Annotated in this window: 21 protein-coding genes and 1 tRNA gene; 20 read left to right on the top strand and 2 right to left on the bottom strand. The window is 40.3% G+C overall.

Annotation, left to right across the window (positions count from 1 at the left end; all coding sequences use genetic code 11):
* The first annotated feature begins 511 nt into the window (after window positions 1–511).
* The 5 genes from O9324_RS24110 (at window position 512) to O9324_RS24090 (ending at window position 5,348) form a co-directional block, all read left to right on the top strand.
* Window positions 512–757 (top strand): acyl carrier protein, encoded by a 246-nt coding sequence (locus O9324_RS24110; RefSeq protein WP_288141523.1) that lies wholly within the window; start codon window positions 512–514, stop codon window positions 755–757.
* A gap of 69 nt (window positions 758–826) precedes the next feature.
* Window positions 827–2,077: a beta-ketoacyl-ACP synthase II gene (gene fabF / locus O9324_RS24105; RefSeq protein WP_287730189.1), complete on the top strand. Its 1,251-nt coding sequence runs from the start codon at window positions 827–829 to the stop codon at window positions 2,075–2,077.
* A gap of 82 nt (window positions 2,078–2,159) precedes the next feature.
* Window positions 2,160–4,166, top strand: a complete 2,007-nt coding sequence (tkt, locus tag O9324_RS24100) for a transketolase (protein ID WP_288141522.1) — start codon at window positions 2,160–2,162, stop codon at window positions 4,164–4,166.
* Window positions 4,167–4,279: 113 nt separating this feature from the next.
* Window positions 4,280–4,540 (top strand): helix-turn-helix domain-containing protein, encoded by a 261-nt coding sequence (locus O9324_RS24095; protein WP_036386251.1) that lies wholly within the window; start codon window positions 4,280–4,282, stop codon window positions 4,538–4,540.
* Window positions 4,521–5,348, top strand: coding sequence for a restriction endonuclease (locus O9324_RS24090; protein ID WP_288141521.1), 828 nt, complete (start codon window positions 4,521–4,523; stop codon window positions 5,346–5,348). The genes O9324_RS24095 and O9324_RS24090 overlap by 20 nt, the downstream gene beginning before the upstream one ends.
* 9 nt (window positions 5,349–5,357) lie before the next feature.
* Here the strand turns inward: O9324_RS24090 and O9324_RS24085 are convergent, their stop codons facing one another.
* A complete protein-coding gene (locus O9324_RS24085) occupies window positions 5,358–6,251 on the bottom strand; it encodes a DNA adenine methylase (RefSeq protein WP_288141520.1) in 894 nt (297 codons plus the stop codon).
* Between the two features lie 199 nt (window positions 6,252–6,450).
* Between O9324_RS24085 and O9324_RS24080 the strand changes: the two genes are divergently transcribed.
* From O9324_RS24080 to O9324_RS24020, 13 genes are all read left to right on the top strand, one after another.
* Complete coding sequence (locus O9324_RS24080) at window positions 6,451–6,891, top strand: hypothetical protein (protein WP_287629617.1); 441 nt, start codon at window positions 6,451–6,453, stop codon at window positions 6,889–6,891.
* Window positions 6,888–9,623, top strand: coding sequence for a KGGVGR-motif variant AAA ATPase (locus tag O9324_RS24075; protein WP_288141519.1), 2,736 nt, complete (start codon window positions 6,888–6,890; stop codon window positions 9,621–9,623). The genes O9324_RS24080 and O9324_RS24075 overlap by 4 nt, the downstream gene beginning before the upstream one ends.
* 371 nt (window positions 9,624–9,994) lie before the next feature.
* Window positions 9,995–11,437: a GUN4 domain-containing protein gene (locus O9324_RS24070; protein WP_288141518.1), complete on the top strand. Its 1,443-nt coding sequence runs from the start codon at window positions 9,995–9,997 to the stop codon at window positions 11,435–11,437.
* A 286-nt stretch (window positions 11,438–11,723) separates the two neighbouring features.
* Window positions 11,724–11,951 carry a hypothetical protein gene (locus O9324_RS24065; protein WP_002768492.1) on the top strand — a complete coding sequence of 76 codons (228 nt, stop codon included), beginning with the start codon at window positions 11,724–11,726 and terminating at the stop codon, window positions 11,949–11,951.
* Complete coding sequence (locus O9324_RS24060; RefSeq protein WP_002768490.1) at window positions 11,933–12,349, top strand: type II toxin-antitoxin system VapC family toxin; 417 nt, start codon at window positions 11,933–11,935, stop codon at window positions 12,347–12,349. The genes O9324_RS24065 and O9324_RS24060 overlap by 19 nt, the downstream gene beginning before the upstream one ends.
* A 107-nt stretch (window positions 12,350–12,456) precedes the next feature.
* Complete coding sequence (locus tag O9324_RS24055; RefSeq protein ID WP_288141517.1) at window positions 12,457–12,759, top strand: hypothetical protein; 303 nt, start codon at window positions 12,457–12,459, stop codon at window positions 12,757–12,759.
* Between the two features lie 279 nt (window positions 12,760–13,038).
* A complete protein-coding gene (locus O9324_RS24050; protein ID WP_288141516.1) occupies window positions 13,039–13,323 on the top strand; it encodes a type II toxin-antitoxin system HicB family antitoxin in 285 nt (94 codons plus the stop codon).
* A complete protein-coding gene (locus O9324_RS24045; protein ID WP_002734683.1) occupies window positions 13,320–13,505 on the top strand; it encodes a type II toxin-antitoxin system HicA family toxin in 186 nt (61 codons plus the stop codon). The genes O9324_RS24050 and O9324_RS24045 overlap by 4 nt, the downstream gene beginning before the upstream one ends.
* A gap of 12 nt (window positions 13,506–13,517) precedes the next feature.
* Window positions 13,518–13,742 (top strand): tetratricopeptide repeat protein, encoded by a 225-nt coding sequence (locus O9324_RS24040; protein ID WP_288141524.1) that lies wholly within the window; start codon window positions 13,518–13,520, stop codon window positions 13,740–13,742.
* Window positions 13,743–13,922: 180 nt separating this feature from the next.
* Window positions 13,923–14,240: a nucleotidyltransferase domain-containing protein gene (locus O9324_RS24035; RefSeq protein WP_288141515.1), complete on the top strand. Its 318-nt coding sequence runs from the start codon at window positions 13,923–13,925 to the stop codon at window positions 14,238–14,240.
* A gap of 58 nt (window positions 14,241–14,298) precedes the next feature.
* The gene (locus O9324_RS24030) at window positions 14,299–14,622 is read left to right on the top strand and encodes a HEPN domain-containing protein (protein ID WP_288141514.1); all 324 of its coding nucleotides are present in this window, start codon (window positions 14,299–14,301) and stop codon (window positions 14,620–14,622) included.
* Window positions 14,623–14,872: 250 nt separating this feature from the next.
* On the top strand, window positions 14,873–15,157 hold the full coding sequence (locus tag O9324_RS24025) for a type II toxin-antitoxin system HicB family antitoxin (RefSeq protein WP_002768479.1): 285 nt from the start codon (window positions 14,873–14,875) through the stop codon (window positions 15,155–15,157).
* Window positions 15,154–15,339, top strand: coding sequence for a type II toxin-antitoxin system HicA family toxin (locus tag O9324_RS24020; RefSeq protein ID WP_002768477.1), 186 nt, complete (start codon window positions 15,154–15,156; stop codon window positions 15,337–15,339). Before O9324_RS24025 ends, O9324_RS24020 begins: the two co-directional genes overlap by 4 nt.
* 216 nt (window positions 15,340–15,555) lie before the next feature.
* On the opposite strand, the gene O9324_RS24015 is transcribed toward O9324_RS24020, so the two are convergent.
* Window positions 15,556–15,628 (bottom strand) — tRNA-Ile (locus O9324_RS24015).
* 64 nt (window positions 15,629–15,692) lie between these two features.
* Here O9324_RS24015 and O9324_RS24010 point away from each other — a divergent pair.
* Together O9324_RS24010 and O9324_RS24005 are read left to right on the top strand one after the other, a co-directional pair.
* Complete coding sequence (locus O9324_RS24010; RefSeq protein WP_002768475.1) at window positions 15,693–15,986, top strand: hypothetical protein; 294 nt, start codon at window positions 15,693–15,695, stop codon at window positions 15,984–15,986.
* A gap of 32 nt (window positions 15,987–16,018) precedes the next feature.
* Window positions 16,019–16,456, top strand: a 438-nt coding sequence (locus O9324_RS24005) for a CNNM domain-containing protein (RefSeq protein ID WP_288141513.1), incomplete at its 3' end; no start/stop codon positions are given.

Raw genomic sequence — 16,456 nt, 5'->3', positions numbered from 1 at the left:
CCAAGCTTTTCTGGTCGGAACCCCCTAAGCCGAGTTTTCAAGGTGCTGCGCCGTCCACTTGGTTTTCGAGACTGGCCTTTTAATTCTAACGTAAAGCCAACCTAGAACGGCGGGGTTTCAGACCCAAAATTTCCGATGATTATTATCTGAATTTCGGAGTTATCCGTTATATTTTTGCTTTTTATTCAGGAGGCGGTCGGCAGGAGATAGGGTGGTCACTGCGTGCGCGTTGCGGGGGGTGTTGGGGTGTTAGGGTGTTGGGGTTTTAGTTGAAATTCCCCCACTTCCCCACTTCCCCACTTCCCCACTTCCCCACACCCCACACCCCACTTCCCCACTTCCCCGATGATCGCAAAAAAACTTCATCAAGGGGGGAACAACTTCCAGTAAGATGAAAAATGGTCAGTGAAAAAGCTAACCGAAATTTATTGTCGGAAATGGTAACACCGCCCCATTTCCCCAGACCCTAGAGGCTAGAGTCCGGTAAACCAGCGGATAAAAATTGACATCCATGAGTAGTATTTTCGATCGAGTTAAAAGAGTTGTTGTGGAACAATTAGAAGTAGAGCCGGAAAAAGTTACCCCCGAAGCAAGCTTTGCTAATGATCTGCAAGCTGATTCCCTCGATGTGGTCGAGTTAGTGATGGCTTTAGAGGAAGAATTTGATATTGAAATTCCCGACGAAGCGGCCGAACAAATTGACACTGTAGGCAAAGCTGTTGACCATATTAGCGAGAAAGTAGGAGCAACCGCCTAATTATTGCGGGAAAATTGACAATTAGGATTAAATATCTGGGGCAAAATCTGCCCTTATTTTTGAACAAACATGACAGAATTGCCATTAAAAAGGGTTGTCATCACGGGGATGGGTGCGATCACTCCCCTCGGCAATAATCTAGCAGACTATTGGACAGGCTTAATCAACGGCAAAAGTGGCATTGGTTTAATTACCCACTTTAATGCCTCCCGTCACGCTTGTCGCATTGCTGGGGAAGTGCGGGGTTTTGACCCCCACGACTATGTGGATCGCAAAGAGGCAAAGCGCATGGACCGTTTCGCTCAATTTGCCGTCGCCGCTAGTTTGCAAGCGCTGCAAGATTCTCGATTAGTTATCGACGCTCTCAATGCCGATGATATAGGCGTACTAATCGGTACGGGCGTGGGTGGCATAAAAGTGCTTGAGGATCAACAGGAAATTTACTTGACAAAAGGTCCGAGCCGGTGTAGTCCCTTCATGATCCCGATGATGATTGCCAATATGGCCGCTGGTTTAACCGCCATCCACACGGGGGCCAAAGGACCGAGTAACTGCACCGTGACTGCGTGCGCTGCCGGTTCCAATGCCATCGGAGATGCTTTCCGTCTAGTACAAAGGGGTTTAGCCAAAGGGATGATCTGCGGTGGGACGGAAGCCGCCGTTACCCCCCTAGGATTGGCTGGTTTTGCCTCCGCTAAGGCCCTGTCCACCCGCAACGATGACCCCACCCGGGCCAGTCGTCCCTTTGACAAGGACCGGGATGGTTTTGTTATGGGGGAAGGGGCAGGAATTTTGATTATAGAGGAATTAGAAACGGCCTTGGCCCGTGGGGCGCGGATTTACGCCGAAATGATCGGTTATGGTCTGACTTGCGATGCCTATCACATGACGGCACCGGTTCCCGATGGTCGTGGAGCCACCAGAGCGATCGAATTAGCGATCAAAGATGCCGGTTTAACTCCGACGGAAATTAGCTATATCAACGCCCACGGCACCAGTACAGGGGCCAATGATCCCACGGAAACCAAGGCGATTAAAAAAGCTTTAGGAGAATCGGCCTACCAAATCCCCATCAGTTCCACCAAATCGATGACAGGCCACCTTTTAGGCGGTTCTGGCGGCATTGAAGCCGTGGCCACGGTAATGGCGATCGCTAATGATCGGATTCCCCCGACGCTCAACCTGGACAATCCTGACCCCGATTGCGATCTCGATTACGTCCCCTACGAAAGTCGTCAGCAGATAGTTAACGCTGCCCTCTCCAACTCCTTTGGATTTGGTGGCCATAACGTCACCTTAGCTTTTAGAAAATATGCTTGAGTCGATGCCCCTGAAAGAGTAATCTGTGAGTGGCTCCCTCTTTAACCTGGTCTTATTTTTGTAGTTCATTCTAAAAAACATTATGGTTGTCGCCTCCCAATCCCTCGAAGAACTTTGTATTAATGCCGTGCGTTTTTTAGCGGTGGATGCCGTGGAAAAAGCTAAATCGGGACACCCCGGACTGCCGATGGGAGCCGCTCCCATGGCCTTTGTTCTCTGGGATCAATTCCTGCGTTTTAACCCGAAAAACCCCCAATGGGTCAATCGCGATCGTTTTGTTCTCTCCGCCGGTCACGGTTGTATGCTGCAGTACGCTTTGATGTACCTGACCGGATACGATAGCGTCCCCCTAGAGGAAATCAAACAATTTCGCCAGTGGAAATCGAAAACCCCCGGCCACCCCGAAAATTTCGTCACTGAAGGGGTGGAAGTGACCACTGGTCCTCTGGGTCAAGGGATTGCTAATGGTGTCGGTTTGGCCCTAGCAGAAGCCCATTTAGCGGCCCGTTTCAACAAGCCGGATGCCAAAATTATCGACCATTACACCTATGTGATTTTGGGTGATGGTTGCAATATGGAGGGTATTTCCGGGGAAGCTTGTTCTTTGGCCGGTCACTGGGGTTTAGGCAAGTTAATCGCTCTCTACGATGATAACCATATCTCGATCGATGGTTCCACCGATATCGCTTTTACCGAGGACGTGAGCAAGCGTTTTGAAGCCTACGGTTGGCACGTTCAGCACGTTGAGAATGGTAACACCGATTTAGATGCCATTGCCAATGCGATTGCGGCTGCCAAAGCTGTCACCGATAAACCCTCGATGATTAAAATCACCACCACCATCGGTTATGGTTCCCCCAATAAGTCTAATACCGCCGATGTTCACGGGGCAGCCTTAGGAGCAACAGAAATCGAGTTAACCCGGAAGGCCCTGGGTTGGCAATACGAGCCGTTTGTGGTTCCCGATGAGGTGTTAAATCGTTTCCGGCAAGCAGTGGACAAGGGAGCGACGGCAGAAACGGACTGGAATAAGTTATTTAACGAATATCAGGCTAAATATCCCGCAGAAGCGGCTTTATTTGAACAGTTAACCACCGGTCAACTGCCGGAAGGTTGGGAGCAAGCTTTACCGGTTTATAAACCCGAAGATAAGGCACTGGCTAGTCGTAAACACTCGGAAATCTGCTTAAATGCCCTTGCGGGGGTTTTACCCGGTTTAATCGGTGGTTCGGCGGATTTAACCCACTCTAACTACACCGAATTAGAGCATTTTGGTAATTTCCAAAAAGGCAGTTATCAGGAGCGTAACGTTCACTTTGGCGTAAGGGAACACGCGATGGGGGCGATTTGTAACGGTATTGCTCTCCATAACACGGGATTGATTCCCTACGGGGCGACTTTCCTGATTTTCACCGACTATATGCGGAATTCTATCCGTTTATCAGCATTGTCAGAAACCCGCGTCATCTGGGTAATGACTCACGATTCCATTGCCCTAGGGGAAGATGGACCGACTCACCAACCCGTGGAACACGTTGCTTCTCTGCGCGCTATTCCTAACCTGTTAGTCATGCGTCCGGGAGATGGTACGGAAACTTCCGGTGCTTATAAAGTAGCGGTGAGCGAAAAGAAACGCCCGACTTTATTGGCTCTCTCCCGTCAAAATCTGCCCAATTTAGCGGGAACTTCCCTTGCGGGTGTGGCTAAAGGTGCTTATACTATCACCGATTGCGAAGGTACTCCCGATGTCATTCTCATCGGTACGGGGGGCGAGTTATATCTCTGCGATAAAGCGGCTGCGGTGTTGAAAGAGGCAGGAATTAAAGCTCGCGTCGTTTCTATGCCCTGTTGGGAGCTATTCGAGGAACAATCGGCAGAATACAAAGAATCGGTATTGCCGAAAGCAGTGAAAAAACGTCTCGCAGTGGAAGCGGGTTCAACCATGGGTTGGCATCGTTACATCACCGATGAGGGGGATGTGTTGGGGGTTGATACCTTCGGCGCTTCTGCTCCGGGGGGTGTGATTCTAGAGAAGTTTGGTTTTACCCTGGATAACGTGGTAGCGAAGGCAAAAGCGTTGTTAGGTTAATTACCTGAAATCTTAGCTGTAATGAGTCAGAAAAATCTGGCTCATTTTTTTGTTTTTCTATTGTGACTGTCAGTCAGTGGACTAGGGGTCACGTCAGGCAGTTTAATCGAAGCATGGCAAAGGACAATTTAGCTCAATTTGGCAGATGTTTACATAATGCTCGTATTCAAAAGGGTTTATCCCAAGAAAGGTTGGCCGAAGCGGCCAATTTGGATAGAACTTACATCAGTCTTCTTGAACGTGGTAAAAGGAATCCTTCTTTACTATGCTTGATTTCTTTATGTAGAGCATTAAACATAAGTCTTTCGGAGCTTTTTAACACTATGTCTATAAATTCCGATGTAAATACTGATGATGTCAGAAGATTTGATTAAATTGCTTGAGCAGTTTTTGCATGATAACGAGCTTGAATGGGAATGGTTTGAAAAAATAGAAAGTTTTTGTAAGAGTTATAGTTTGAATATCAAATATATTACAGAAGTTCTCAATGATCCAAAAGTTATTCCTATGATTCGTGGCAAGTTTTTTGAGTTCACTGTACAAGATGAACTGTCAAAAATACTCTCGAATAATTATTTAGTTACTAATCCTCGCTTAAATCCTCAAGCTGGTTCTCACGATATAGACGTAGCTATTATCAATCAAAAAAACGCCAAAAAATACTCTGCTGAATGTAAGTTAGCCAAAAAAGGTAGTTTCCGTCTTCAGGGAGGTATCAGACCTTTTATTGAAGTCAAATGTATGAGATCAAGAACCTTAGGAGACAAAGCGGCAGAACAAAGGTCTAAATTGATAGGAATACCTTCAACAAGCCTAAATATTCACAAAGATCAATATATTGAAACAGATTTTGATTTAGTAATTACATCTCTTGCCAATGCTTTTTTTCAGACCAATTTAGAAACAGGACTATTTGTTTGGAAGCCCACACCAAAAGAGCAAATATTTTTAAGCAAAATTAATATTAATAATCAAGAAGAAGCCCTTTTAAAAATGTACGTTGCCAGGAGTAAAGATTTAACAGCAAATCAAACCAATAACATCAAGTGTTCTCGCCAGAAATGCCAGGATCACAACTGTAATTTCATCCCTAATTATCCCAAAATTTTCTTTGATGTTAATACGGCTGAACCTCTACAACCATGGCTCCCGACCGAAAAAATAGAGGATTTACTTGATTAAAATTAGCAATCAAGATATATCGAATAAACTTAATTGTAGAGGTGTGAATCTTGCGGGTTTCTGAAGATCATAATTAGCAATAAATACCTCCTTGCCCTTGCGTCTTTCACTCTGATAACCATGTTCCAATTTTAAACCATTTTTTTGATCATCAGTTCGATTAATAGTGTAATTCCATTCATTATCTTGTAAAGAAATACACCAATCATACATTTCTCTAATTTCGGAGCAATTATCATAAGTCAAAAGAAATTTAAATCGATGTTGATGTTTTTTCAACGTCTTACATAACCTTTCATGATCTTCTAGACTGAAGAAACAGGAATAGAATTTATTTTGATCTGCTTGAAAGTAAGGAGGATCGACAAATAAAAAGTAATCATCGGGTAATTGATTGATTAAATCTTCAAAATCTAAACAAGATAAATTGACATTTTGCAGTTTTTCCGAAGTGGTTTTTAGGTGAGAAGGCCAGTTTTCAGGACGCATAGAATACTTATCACCATAGCCCCAATAACAATTTTCAAGTTTCATAATTCCTGAGTAGGAAGTTCTATTTAGATAATACCAACGCATGGCTCTTTCTAGGTCATTAGCTGGTTGAAATTCATTTTTATAATAACTGTGTAATTCTTTGGTAGCGTTTAGATCTTTTAATAATTCAATTAGACTACCAAGATAATCTTTGATATGTCGATAACAGTTGATTAATTCTTCATCTTTGTCATTGAGAATATTCTCTGCTACACTTTCCTTAGCAAAGAATATAGATGCTCCCCCCGCAAAAGGTTCACAATACTTATGGTGACTGGGAAGACAAGCTAAGATTAGCTTACGGGCATAAAATTTACCGCCGGGATAACGAAAAGGAGAATTACTAAGTTTTTTAGCGATTTTAGACATTACCTTTGATTTTAGAGGCTTTTCTTTGAGATTATTTTAACAAAATTACGATATTTTCTCTAGGAATGTCAGAGAAGTTTGGTTTTACCCTGGATAACGTGGTAGCGAAGGCAAAAGCGTTGTTAGGTTAATTAAAACTTTGGTTTTGTGAAAAAAGCCCGCGCCAGCGGGTTTTTTTGTGCTAGGATCTAACCGTATCGTGCAAAGAGTTGACTGGGTGATTCCTTTTACAGACAGAGAACTACAAAAAGCATGGAGAGAAAATCAACGAGCGGCAAAGGTCGAAACCAGAACTAACGCTCATCGTTTATTGCTATTTTACTCGGTTGAATGTGGTCTCAAAGCGGTTTTACTGAAAAGACAAAGTAAAGATTGCACCGATTCTTGTCGAGAATTACTTGAAGTGCGGCATGATATAAATAAGTTACTAGACAAACTAGCTGCGGGAGAAAAACTAAAACTTCCCCCACAATTGAGTATGAAACCTTTAAAAAATAATCAAGAGAGAGAGCTTTCTTGCGGTGAAATTAATCAAATGTGGCGATATGGGGGATGCTGTGACAATATTAAGGATAGTGAATTAGAAAAAAAATTGTTAGATATATTACGTTGGATTGCACAGGAGTTGCAGGGACTATGAGAAGACGGCCATTACTAACTTGGTTTGATATTAAAAGAAAAATTGCTCGCGAAACCGCTAACGGAAATGACTTACCTGATGGTATTGTTAAAATTAGTTGTTTTAGTAGTGCTTTAGAGATTGGTATTCAAAATCAAGATGATCAACCAAAAGCTAACTCAATATTAAAAGAATGGTTCGGAGATTGGTATCAAGAATCAGAACAAATTATTCAGCTAGATATTGATAATGCTTCTATTCCTGTAGAATTTATTTTAATAGATAATAGTTCTGATTTTTATCCATCGATTCGACCTTTTTGGCAGGAAGTCGCTTATTTAAAAGCAAATACAGATTCAGAGCAATCGGATAATTTTTTAGCCAATACTTATCAAGATAAGCCAGAAATTATTGCTTTTTATTCTTTTAAAGGTGGTGTGGGAAGAACCCTACATTTAGCTGCTTATATTCTTGCTCTCTTAGCAAGAGCAAAAGAAATAAATAAACCAGTTAAAATTTTAGTTATTGACTCAGATTTAGAGGCTCCGGGGTTAACCTATTGGCAAAGGTATGAAAATCAAGAGGCAACCGTATCTTTGAGCAATTTTTTAGAAGTTTATCAATATCCCAAGCCATCTCTAGAGGTGGCACTCTCTTGGGTAACTCAAGAAATTAAGAAAACTGCCAAACAGCAAAATAAATCAACTTTATATTTTTTACCCGCTTTTATTGAAGAAGAAGAACTCTTAGATACTCCTATACTGCCAGAAAATTTAGCCAGAAATCCGTCGGGTGCTTGGGAGGTAGGGGATGCAATTCATCAATTAGGGCAAAAATTAGCAGTAGATTATATATTTATTGATTTAAGAGCAGGATTAAGTGAAATTTCTAGCCCAATTTTATTTGACTCTAGAATCCAAAGATTTTTAGTAACAACAGTTAATGAGCAATCTTGGCGAGGTGTCAGGATGGTTTTAGAAAAAATTGGCTTACTAGCTCCCAGTGACTCAAAAGTAAAGGATGATAATTATTATGATCCTTCGATAATTATTAGTTTTTTAACCCCAGAAGTCAGAAATTTACCAGCATTTGAGAATATTTTAGAGCAATTACAGTCGGCTTATGTTCAACCCAAAAATGAGAGTTTATATACTACTAGACTGGATATTAAAGAAACTGATTTCGCCCAAGAGTTACTATATGTTAACAATTGGGACGAAGCTCAAAACAAATTAAGTTCAACTTCCTTGATGGAACTGGCAAAACAATGGGCAGAAGATGAATTATCTAATAATAGCATTGCATCAGCCACACCTTCAGATAACTCCTTAGATGATGTGAAAAAACTCAGGGATACTTGCAATAAATATATTTATGCAGAAAAGGGAGAAGGGGAAGATTTACTCATTACCGAGCCATTGAAAAATCTCGCTCGTAATTTTCAAGATAAACTACCTAATGTTATCTCAATTGGTGCTAAAGGTGCGGGAAAAACCTTTAATTATATTCAGCTATCTCGCCTACAGTCTTGGGAAAATTTTTTAAATAAAGTTGATCTTCAAAATCAAGAAAATTCCCGAGACAATCTCGGTTTAATATTTCCTTTACTGCAATCAAAAAATTTAAATGATAAGGCCAAAAATATTCTTGAGGAAGCACGGCAAAATGTTAATAATGTTCTTAATAATGATTATCAATTTTCCTCCTCGGATTTAACAGACAGAATCATACAGTCGCTATCAAATCAGGATTGGAATGAGGTTGATTGGACAAATTTTTGGATCAAAGAAATTTCGAGAGTTTTAGGTTATAATTCTGAAAATTGTCAATTACAAGAACTGCATGAATACCTTCAACAAAAAAACTCGAAGATTATATTTTTATTTGATGGATTGGAAGATGCTTTTCCTAATGTTGCCAATGATAACTGTGAACGAAAAGCCTTGAAAGCCTTAATCGATCATTTACCCAATAAATTATCAGAAATTCGGCAATCTAATCTCGGATTGATTGTCTTTCTGCGTCGAGATTTCTTGAGATATACAATTACACAAAACTCGCAACAATTTGAAAGCTTATATTGTAATTATGATCTATCTTGGAATCTAGAATCGTTTCTTAAACTTTCCTATTGGCTCTGCATACAATCATCGGTTATTAATGCTAACCCTCAAGATTTATTCGATTGTTCAATTGAAGATTTAAAAGAAAAACTAGAACGACTTTGGGGCAAAAAATTAGGAGCAGATAATGCAAGGGAAGCTAAGTCAGACAATTGGATTTTTGCCGCTTTAACCGATTTTAATGGAAGACTGCAAGCGCGGGATATTGTGAGATTTTTGTATCATGCTGCTAATATTACTGTAGAAAAAAAAGAAGAAATACAATTTACTAAATGGTCGAATACTAGACTGTTACCTCCCCAAGCGATTCGACGAGCGCTTGAACCCTGTAGTGAAGAAAAAGTTGACGAGTCTAAGCAAGAATATCCTATATTTAAAAGCTGGGCAGAAAGTTTACATAAATATAGTGATAAAAAAATTCCTTTTTCTCTAGAACAGTTTAATCTGGATGCTACCAAAGTCAATGTTCTTGAGCAAATGGGAGTAATTTATGAGGATAAGGATAAAGAAGATGCAGTTCGTTATTATATGCCCGAAATATTCCGTGAAGGGTTAGGATTTTCTAGTCAAGGTGCGCGTCCTCGTGTTCTAGCTTTAAAGCGCAAAGTTTTGGGGAAATCAAATTTTTAATGATTCGAGCTTTTTGGCAATGACTATATGATTGATTGTTGTCAGCTTTTCACAACAGACGTAGCTATTATCAATCAAAAAAAACGCCAAAAAATACTCTGCTGAATGTAAGTTAGCCAAAAAAGGTAGTTTCCGTCTTCAGGGAGGTATCAGACCTTTTATTGAAGTCAAATGTATGAGATCAAGTACCGTAGGTTGGGTTGAGGCACGAAACCCAACATAACCAACAGCTAAGACAGGAAACCCAACATAACCAACAGTTAAAACACGAAACCCAACACAACCAACAGCTAAGACAGGAAACCCAACATAACCAACAGCTACTTTTTTAACGTTTAACGTCAACCAAACTACTTAAAGGAGTAAAAACCATGAGTCTGTGTCTCAATCCTAATTGTTCTTCTGCCAATCCAGATGGCAATAAATTCTGTGAAAAATGCCGCTCTAAATTGTTTTTACAAGAGCGTTATCAAGCAATTAAATTAATTGGTCAAGGAGGATTTGGTCGTACTTTTAAGGCGGTAGATTATAGTAAGCCTTCTAAACCTTATTGTGTGATTAAACAGTTTTTTCCTTCGGCTCAAGGGACTGATACAATTGAGAAAGCTTCAGAATTATTTGAAAAAGAAGCAATCCAATTAGAGAAATTAGGAAAACATCCCCAAATCCCTGAACTTTTCGCCTATCTCAATCATGATGATGACCGTCAATATTTGGTACAAGAATATATTGAAGGACAGAATTTAGAACAAGAATTAAGAAGCCAAGGGGTATTTAATGAAGCCAAGATTAAAGCTTTATTAACAGATATTTTGCCAGTTTTAGATTTTATCCATAGTCGGGGAGTAGTTCACCGAGACATTAAACCGGAAAATATTATTAGACGTAACTCAGACAAAAAAGCGGTTTTAGTGGATTTTGGTGCGTCTAAAGTTGTTACACCTCTTAACCGTTCTGTTACTGGTACGGTAATCGGTTCAGCGGAATATGTCGCACCAGAACAAGCTAATGGTAAGCCAAACAATCCCAGTGATTTGTATAGTTTAGGGGTCACTTGTATTTATTTGTTGACTCAGATTTCACCCTTTGATTTATTTGATACCAGTGACCATGAATGGATTTGGCGACAGTTTTTAGTCAATAATAATGTTCGGGATGATTTAGGGCGCATTCTTGATAAAATGATCGAGTTTGGGACAAGAAAACGTTATCAATCAGCAAAGGAGATTTTACAAGATTTGACGGGACAATCACCAACAACTTCTATACAAACACCAGCAACCCCTGTTATTCAAACGCCACCAACGCCTAAAGTTGCTGCTAATATTGCGCTTAAAAGTGCTAAGGGTGTTAACTATTCTCAATTACAGCAACTCCTAGCAGCAGGAAACTGGAAAGAAGCAGACGAAGAAACAGGTAAAGTCATGCTTCAGGCAGCAGGAATGGAAAAGGAAGGATGGTTAGGGAGATGGCATATTAATAATTTTCCCTGGGAAGATTTACGAACTATTAACCAACTCTGGCTGCACTACAGTAACGGTAAGTTTGGCTTCAGCGTCCAGAAAAAAATCTATGAGAGTCTCGGTGGTACGATACAGTATAATGAAAGAGTGTGGGAAAAGTTCGGCGATCGTGTCGGCTGGAGAAAAGGAGGTAGTTGGTTGTACTACAGAGACTTAACTTTTAATATAGTAGCCCCCAAAGCTCACCTCCCAATGGGAGTTTATTACTCATGTGACGATGATGCATTGTGTGACGGAGGTGTGTGGGCTGGGAGGATTTTGGAGGTTCTTCTCTCGCGCACAGACTTGTAACCTGTAGGATATAACGATCTCAGGTCTTTTGTCAAGGATAATTTTAGGGATTTTGATCGCGGAAATATCGCATTTTGCGGAACTCGATACCTGACACTGATTGCTTCGCCAAGTCAAAGGAAGCTTTTTTCCGACAAAGATGTCATTGCGAGGGGGGATATTCACGTTAACCTTCATCTCTCAACCAATATCCCCCCGAAGCAATCTTTCTCGTCGTTATATTCAGGTAGAATGAATGATAAAAGTGGTGCGCTATAATTTGAACTTTTTCATTGAATAAAAAATCATGACTAAATTATTAGAACTTGCTCTCAAAAAATTAGCTACTCTGCCAGCAGATCGACAGGAAAATATTGCTCAATTAATCCTTAAAGAAATAGGGGAAAATATAGAAAATGAGCCAATAAAAGACAATGATTCCCCATCTTTACCCCCATCTATTGGGATGGGAGCTAGTGGAATGTCTGACCTATCAACTCGTTGCGAGGAATTATTGTGGCAGGACGAAAGATAATAGCAGATACCAGTGGAATTATTGCCCTATTAGACCGAGACGATCACTATCATTTTATTGTCGTAGAAGCGATCAAAAATCAGCAAGTTTTTGTGCCTGTGACGGTATTACCAGAAGTTGATTATTTAGCGACTAAATATCTCGGTGAAAGAGTAGCTAGAGCTTTTTTGATGGATATTACACAGGGAAAATATAGTTTGCTTCCCTTCGATTTAGAAGATTTAGAAAAAGCTCTTAAAATTATGACTCGTTATCAAGATTTACCGTTAGGCTTAGTTGATGCTAGTTTACTGGTCATGGCAGAACGCTATTCTATTAACCAAATTCTGACATTAGACCACAGACATTTCAATTTAATTCAATCCGATAACATGAGCTACTTTATTATTCTGCCTTAAATATGAACTTGAGATTGCCATGATATCCATAACTCCCCACCTGCAAATTATTTTAGAAAAACTACAAACCCTTACTCCGCATTACACACTTATTTTCAGGAGTTAATATGAATACACCCCAAACAACAGCCGATGGCTTAAAAATTCTTTACCAACGTTATTACGCGAATAATCCAGCGCGTCAATTAGAATTAGAAAAAGCTCGTATTGATGACGAAGTAGCCAGAAAAATATTTAAGATAAAGGAAACATATCATCTTTCGACAAAAGCTTTAGCAGAATTAATTAATACTGATGAATCTATTATTAAAACTTTAGAAAATGCTGACTATGAAGGAAACTCTTTTTTGTTGTTAAATCTCATAGCTACAGCCCTAAAAATGAAGGTTGAATTTGAATTAGTTTCTTAGGTTTTTTTAGTAATAGCATAACGCACCCTACACTCTGTGATTGCGAGGGGGTGAGACCAGCGTTAATCTTTATCTATCTATCAACCAATATCCCCCCGAGGCCATCTTCCCGTGGAACAGGCTAGAAGCCTGTTTTAGATTAGGTACAATTAATGATACAATCGGTGCGTTACGGCGGCTTGTTAATTTTGGTTTTTTGACCGAATTGGTAGCCGCCTAACGCACCCTACATTTTACGATTAATCAAAAAATTCGGTGAAAGAAAGGAGTATAAATTGGATGCTTACCTACAAAGCCATGTATAAATTTCTGGAACAGGGAGTCCATGGAGAAGTCTTGGATTTCCCTGGCGTGATTTCCTGGGGAAATGATCTAGCAGCAGTCCGCCGTTCCTTAGCTAGTGCGCTGGTGGACATGGCAGAAGTTAATTTATCTAGGGGGGAATCTTTACCCTTGCCTAATGGGTTGTTAACAGACCCAGAAGCGGATTTAGAAGAACCAATTTATCTAATCTTTTCTGCATCAACCCATGTCCAAATTGTACCGACTTCGATCGCCTCATGAAGCGTCGAGATTTGTTGCGTTATCTCAGTCAACAGGGTTGTCAATTGGTACGAGAAGGAAGTGAACATTCCATCTGGGAAAATCCACTCAATGGTCGGCGCACAGCCATCCCTCGACATAGAGAAATTGTCGAGTTTACTGCTGTGAGAATTTTTCGTCAGTTGGAGATACCAGAACCTTGATAACAAGGGGCGATCGCAGACTACAATCAAGCCATTAAAATCAAACCCGACTATGCTGCTGCCTACAACAATCGCGGGAATGCCAAGTCTGACTTAGGAGACAAGCAAGGTGCGATCGCTGACTACAATCAAGCAGCACAACTTTACTCGCAGCAAGGCAATATGGAATGGTATCGTAAAGCTCTCGACAACATCAAAAATCTTGAAAAAGTATTTTGGGGAAGGTTGTTCTCATAAATATTCGTCAAACTACAATCGCTAAATTGTAACAACTACCAGAGTCACTTTTACTGGAAGTTAACAATTTTATCGACTTGGTAATACACAAACATCAATCTGAAACAGCTAATGACAAACTGCCAGAAAATGGGGCTAAAGTTTTGGGAAAATAGTTTGAAGGTCTAAAATTGATAAATTATGAAAAAACTTGAAAAAATTATCACAGAATTTCGCCAAGCACTAGAAAAAATCTATGGCGATAAATTAATCAACTTAGTTCTGTACGGTTCTCAAGCAAGAGGGGATGCAACAGAAGACTCTGATATTGATATCATGGTAATTTTAAAAAATCCAGTTTCTCCTGGCGATGAAATTTTCCGTATGGGAGAAGTTAAAAATCAAATTAACCTTAAATACGATCAACTCATCTCAGTTTTGCCCATATCTGAAGAAGAATTTTTATGTAAAGATACTCCTTTATTAGAAAATATTCGCCGAGAAGGTATAGCTTTATGAACCGCATTCAAACATTGCTAAATCTAGCTAAAGAAGAATTATATGCTGCTGAAATTTTGTGGGAAAATACTCTATATCGTGCTTGTATTTCTCGCGCTTATTACTCATTATATCTACAGTACAGGCTCTCCTAGCTGCTAAAAACGTCAATACTAGAACTCACAGAGGCTTGATTCAACAATTTGGACAGCAATTTATTAAAACAGGAGAACTATCTCAAAAACTATCAAGAACCTTAAGTGAAACTTTTGATTTAAGACAGTTGAGTGATTATGATGAAACCATACCCATCACTCAACAACAAGCAGGCAAAACTTTAGAAAATGCAAGAATGTTTATTAGTGAAGCTACCAAGTGGCTAGAGAATAATCAAATTAAGTAAATAAAAACAATAAATTATGAAAGAAGCGAAGCCAAGGGATATTCCGGTTGATAAAACTAACCTTAAATATAACATGAGGTCAATATGATTACAGAAAATTTAGATTTGGTCAAACAACTAATGATACAATTGGTGCGTTACGGCGGCTTGTTAATTTTGTTTTTTTGACCGAATTGGTAGCCGCCTAACGCACCCTACATTTTACTACATTTTACTAAATATATCGGTGAAAGAAAGGAGTATAAATTGGATGCTTACCTACAAAGCAATGTATAAATTTCTGGAACAGGGAGTACATGGAGAAGTCTTGGATTTCCCTGGCGTGATTTCCTGGGGAAATGATCTAGCAGCAGTGCGCCGTTCCTTAGCCAGTGCGCTGGTGGACATGGCAGAAGTTAATATATCTAGGGGGGAATCTTTACCCTTGCCTAATGCGTTGTTAACAGACCCAGAAGCGGATTTAGAAGAACCAATTTATCTAATCTTTTCTGCATCAACCCATGTCCAAATTGTACCGACTTCGATCGCCTCATGAAGCGTCGAGATTTGTTACGTTATCTCAGTCAACAGGGTTGTCAATTAGTACGAGAAGGAAGTGAACATTCCATCTGGGAAAATCCCCTCAATGGTCGGCGCGCAGCCATCCCTCGACATCGAGAAATTGTCGAGTTTACTGCTGTGAGAATTTTTCGTCAGTTGGAGATACCAGAACCTTGATCAGAAGCAAGGATTCTACCTGAATACTCTTTAAGGCAGAGCCTTAAATATTGTGTTCCAAGGCAGAGCCTTGAAACAAGAGATAATATAATCGGTGCGTTACGGCGGCTTGTTAATTTTGGTTTTTTGACCGAATTGGTAGCCGCAAACACGCACCCTACACTCTGCACTTACTCCAGTGCAGTCGAAGCCGATCACCCGAAGCCATCAAAACTATCCAGGGTGCAGGAGTTGAACCTGCCTAGCACGAATTATGAGTTCGTTGCCTCAACCGCTCGGCCAACCCTGGGTTATACTATTAACTCATTATAGATCGGTAATTACTCTGAACGTGAAAATTCAGCCCCACCAAGATGAAAAAATTTGCAATCAGCACCTCCTTGCAGTTAGGACTCCTTTTGATGGTAGCCATGTTAGCCGCCGGCTTCGGTAGCGGTTGGGTAGCCTATCAATTGGGAATCGCCTCCCTGAAGGGAGTCAGTCAACCGGATATCAACCCCGCTAAAAAGTTTACCAACGATCGCACCAGTTATGGTCGCAATCAAACTTTTATCCCCGTGAAAGAAGAAGAAGTAATTAAAAGAGTGAGAGTTTATATGCAACAACAGAAAAACCAACCGCAATCAAAGGACGAAACCAAAGGATAGGCTTTAAAAAAGGCGAATTTTGCCTTTTCGCTATGGATAATCAGGATTTATTGACTCGTTTAATTTTAGTCTTTTTACTAATCGTCCTCAATGCTTTTTTCGTAGCGGCCGAATTTTCGCTTGTGTCTGTCCGTCGTACCCGCATCAGTCAGCTAGTGGCCGCGGGAGATGTGCCAGCGCAGACGGTACAATCTCTACAAAGAAGTCTCGATCGCTTACTTTCCACTACCCAATTAGGCATCACCCTTTCTAGTTTAGCTTTAGGTTGGATCGGGGAGAGTACCATGACCGTTTTTGTGAAGAAATTACTAAGTTTTTTACCCTTTTCTTTAAACTGGCAAAATCTTCTCTCCCATGGTTTCTCTCTTTGTCTAGCTTTTTTAATCGTGGCCTATCTCCAGATAGTTTTTGGGGAACTTTATCCCAAATCCCTAGCTTTAATTTATGCCGAACCGATGGCGCGATTATTA

The sequence above is a fragment of the Microcystis sp. LE19-84.1B genome (assembly GCF_027531875.1).
In the GTDB taxonomy this organism is placed as follows: Bacteria; Cyanobacteriota; Cyanobacteriia; order Cyanobacteriales; family Microcystaceae; genus Microcystis; species Microcystis panniformis.
Note: the sequence above shows the minus strand (reverse complement) of the source record. Positions and strands in the feature narration are given on the sequence as shown.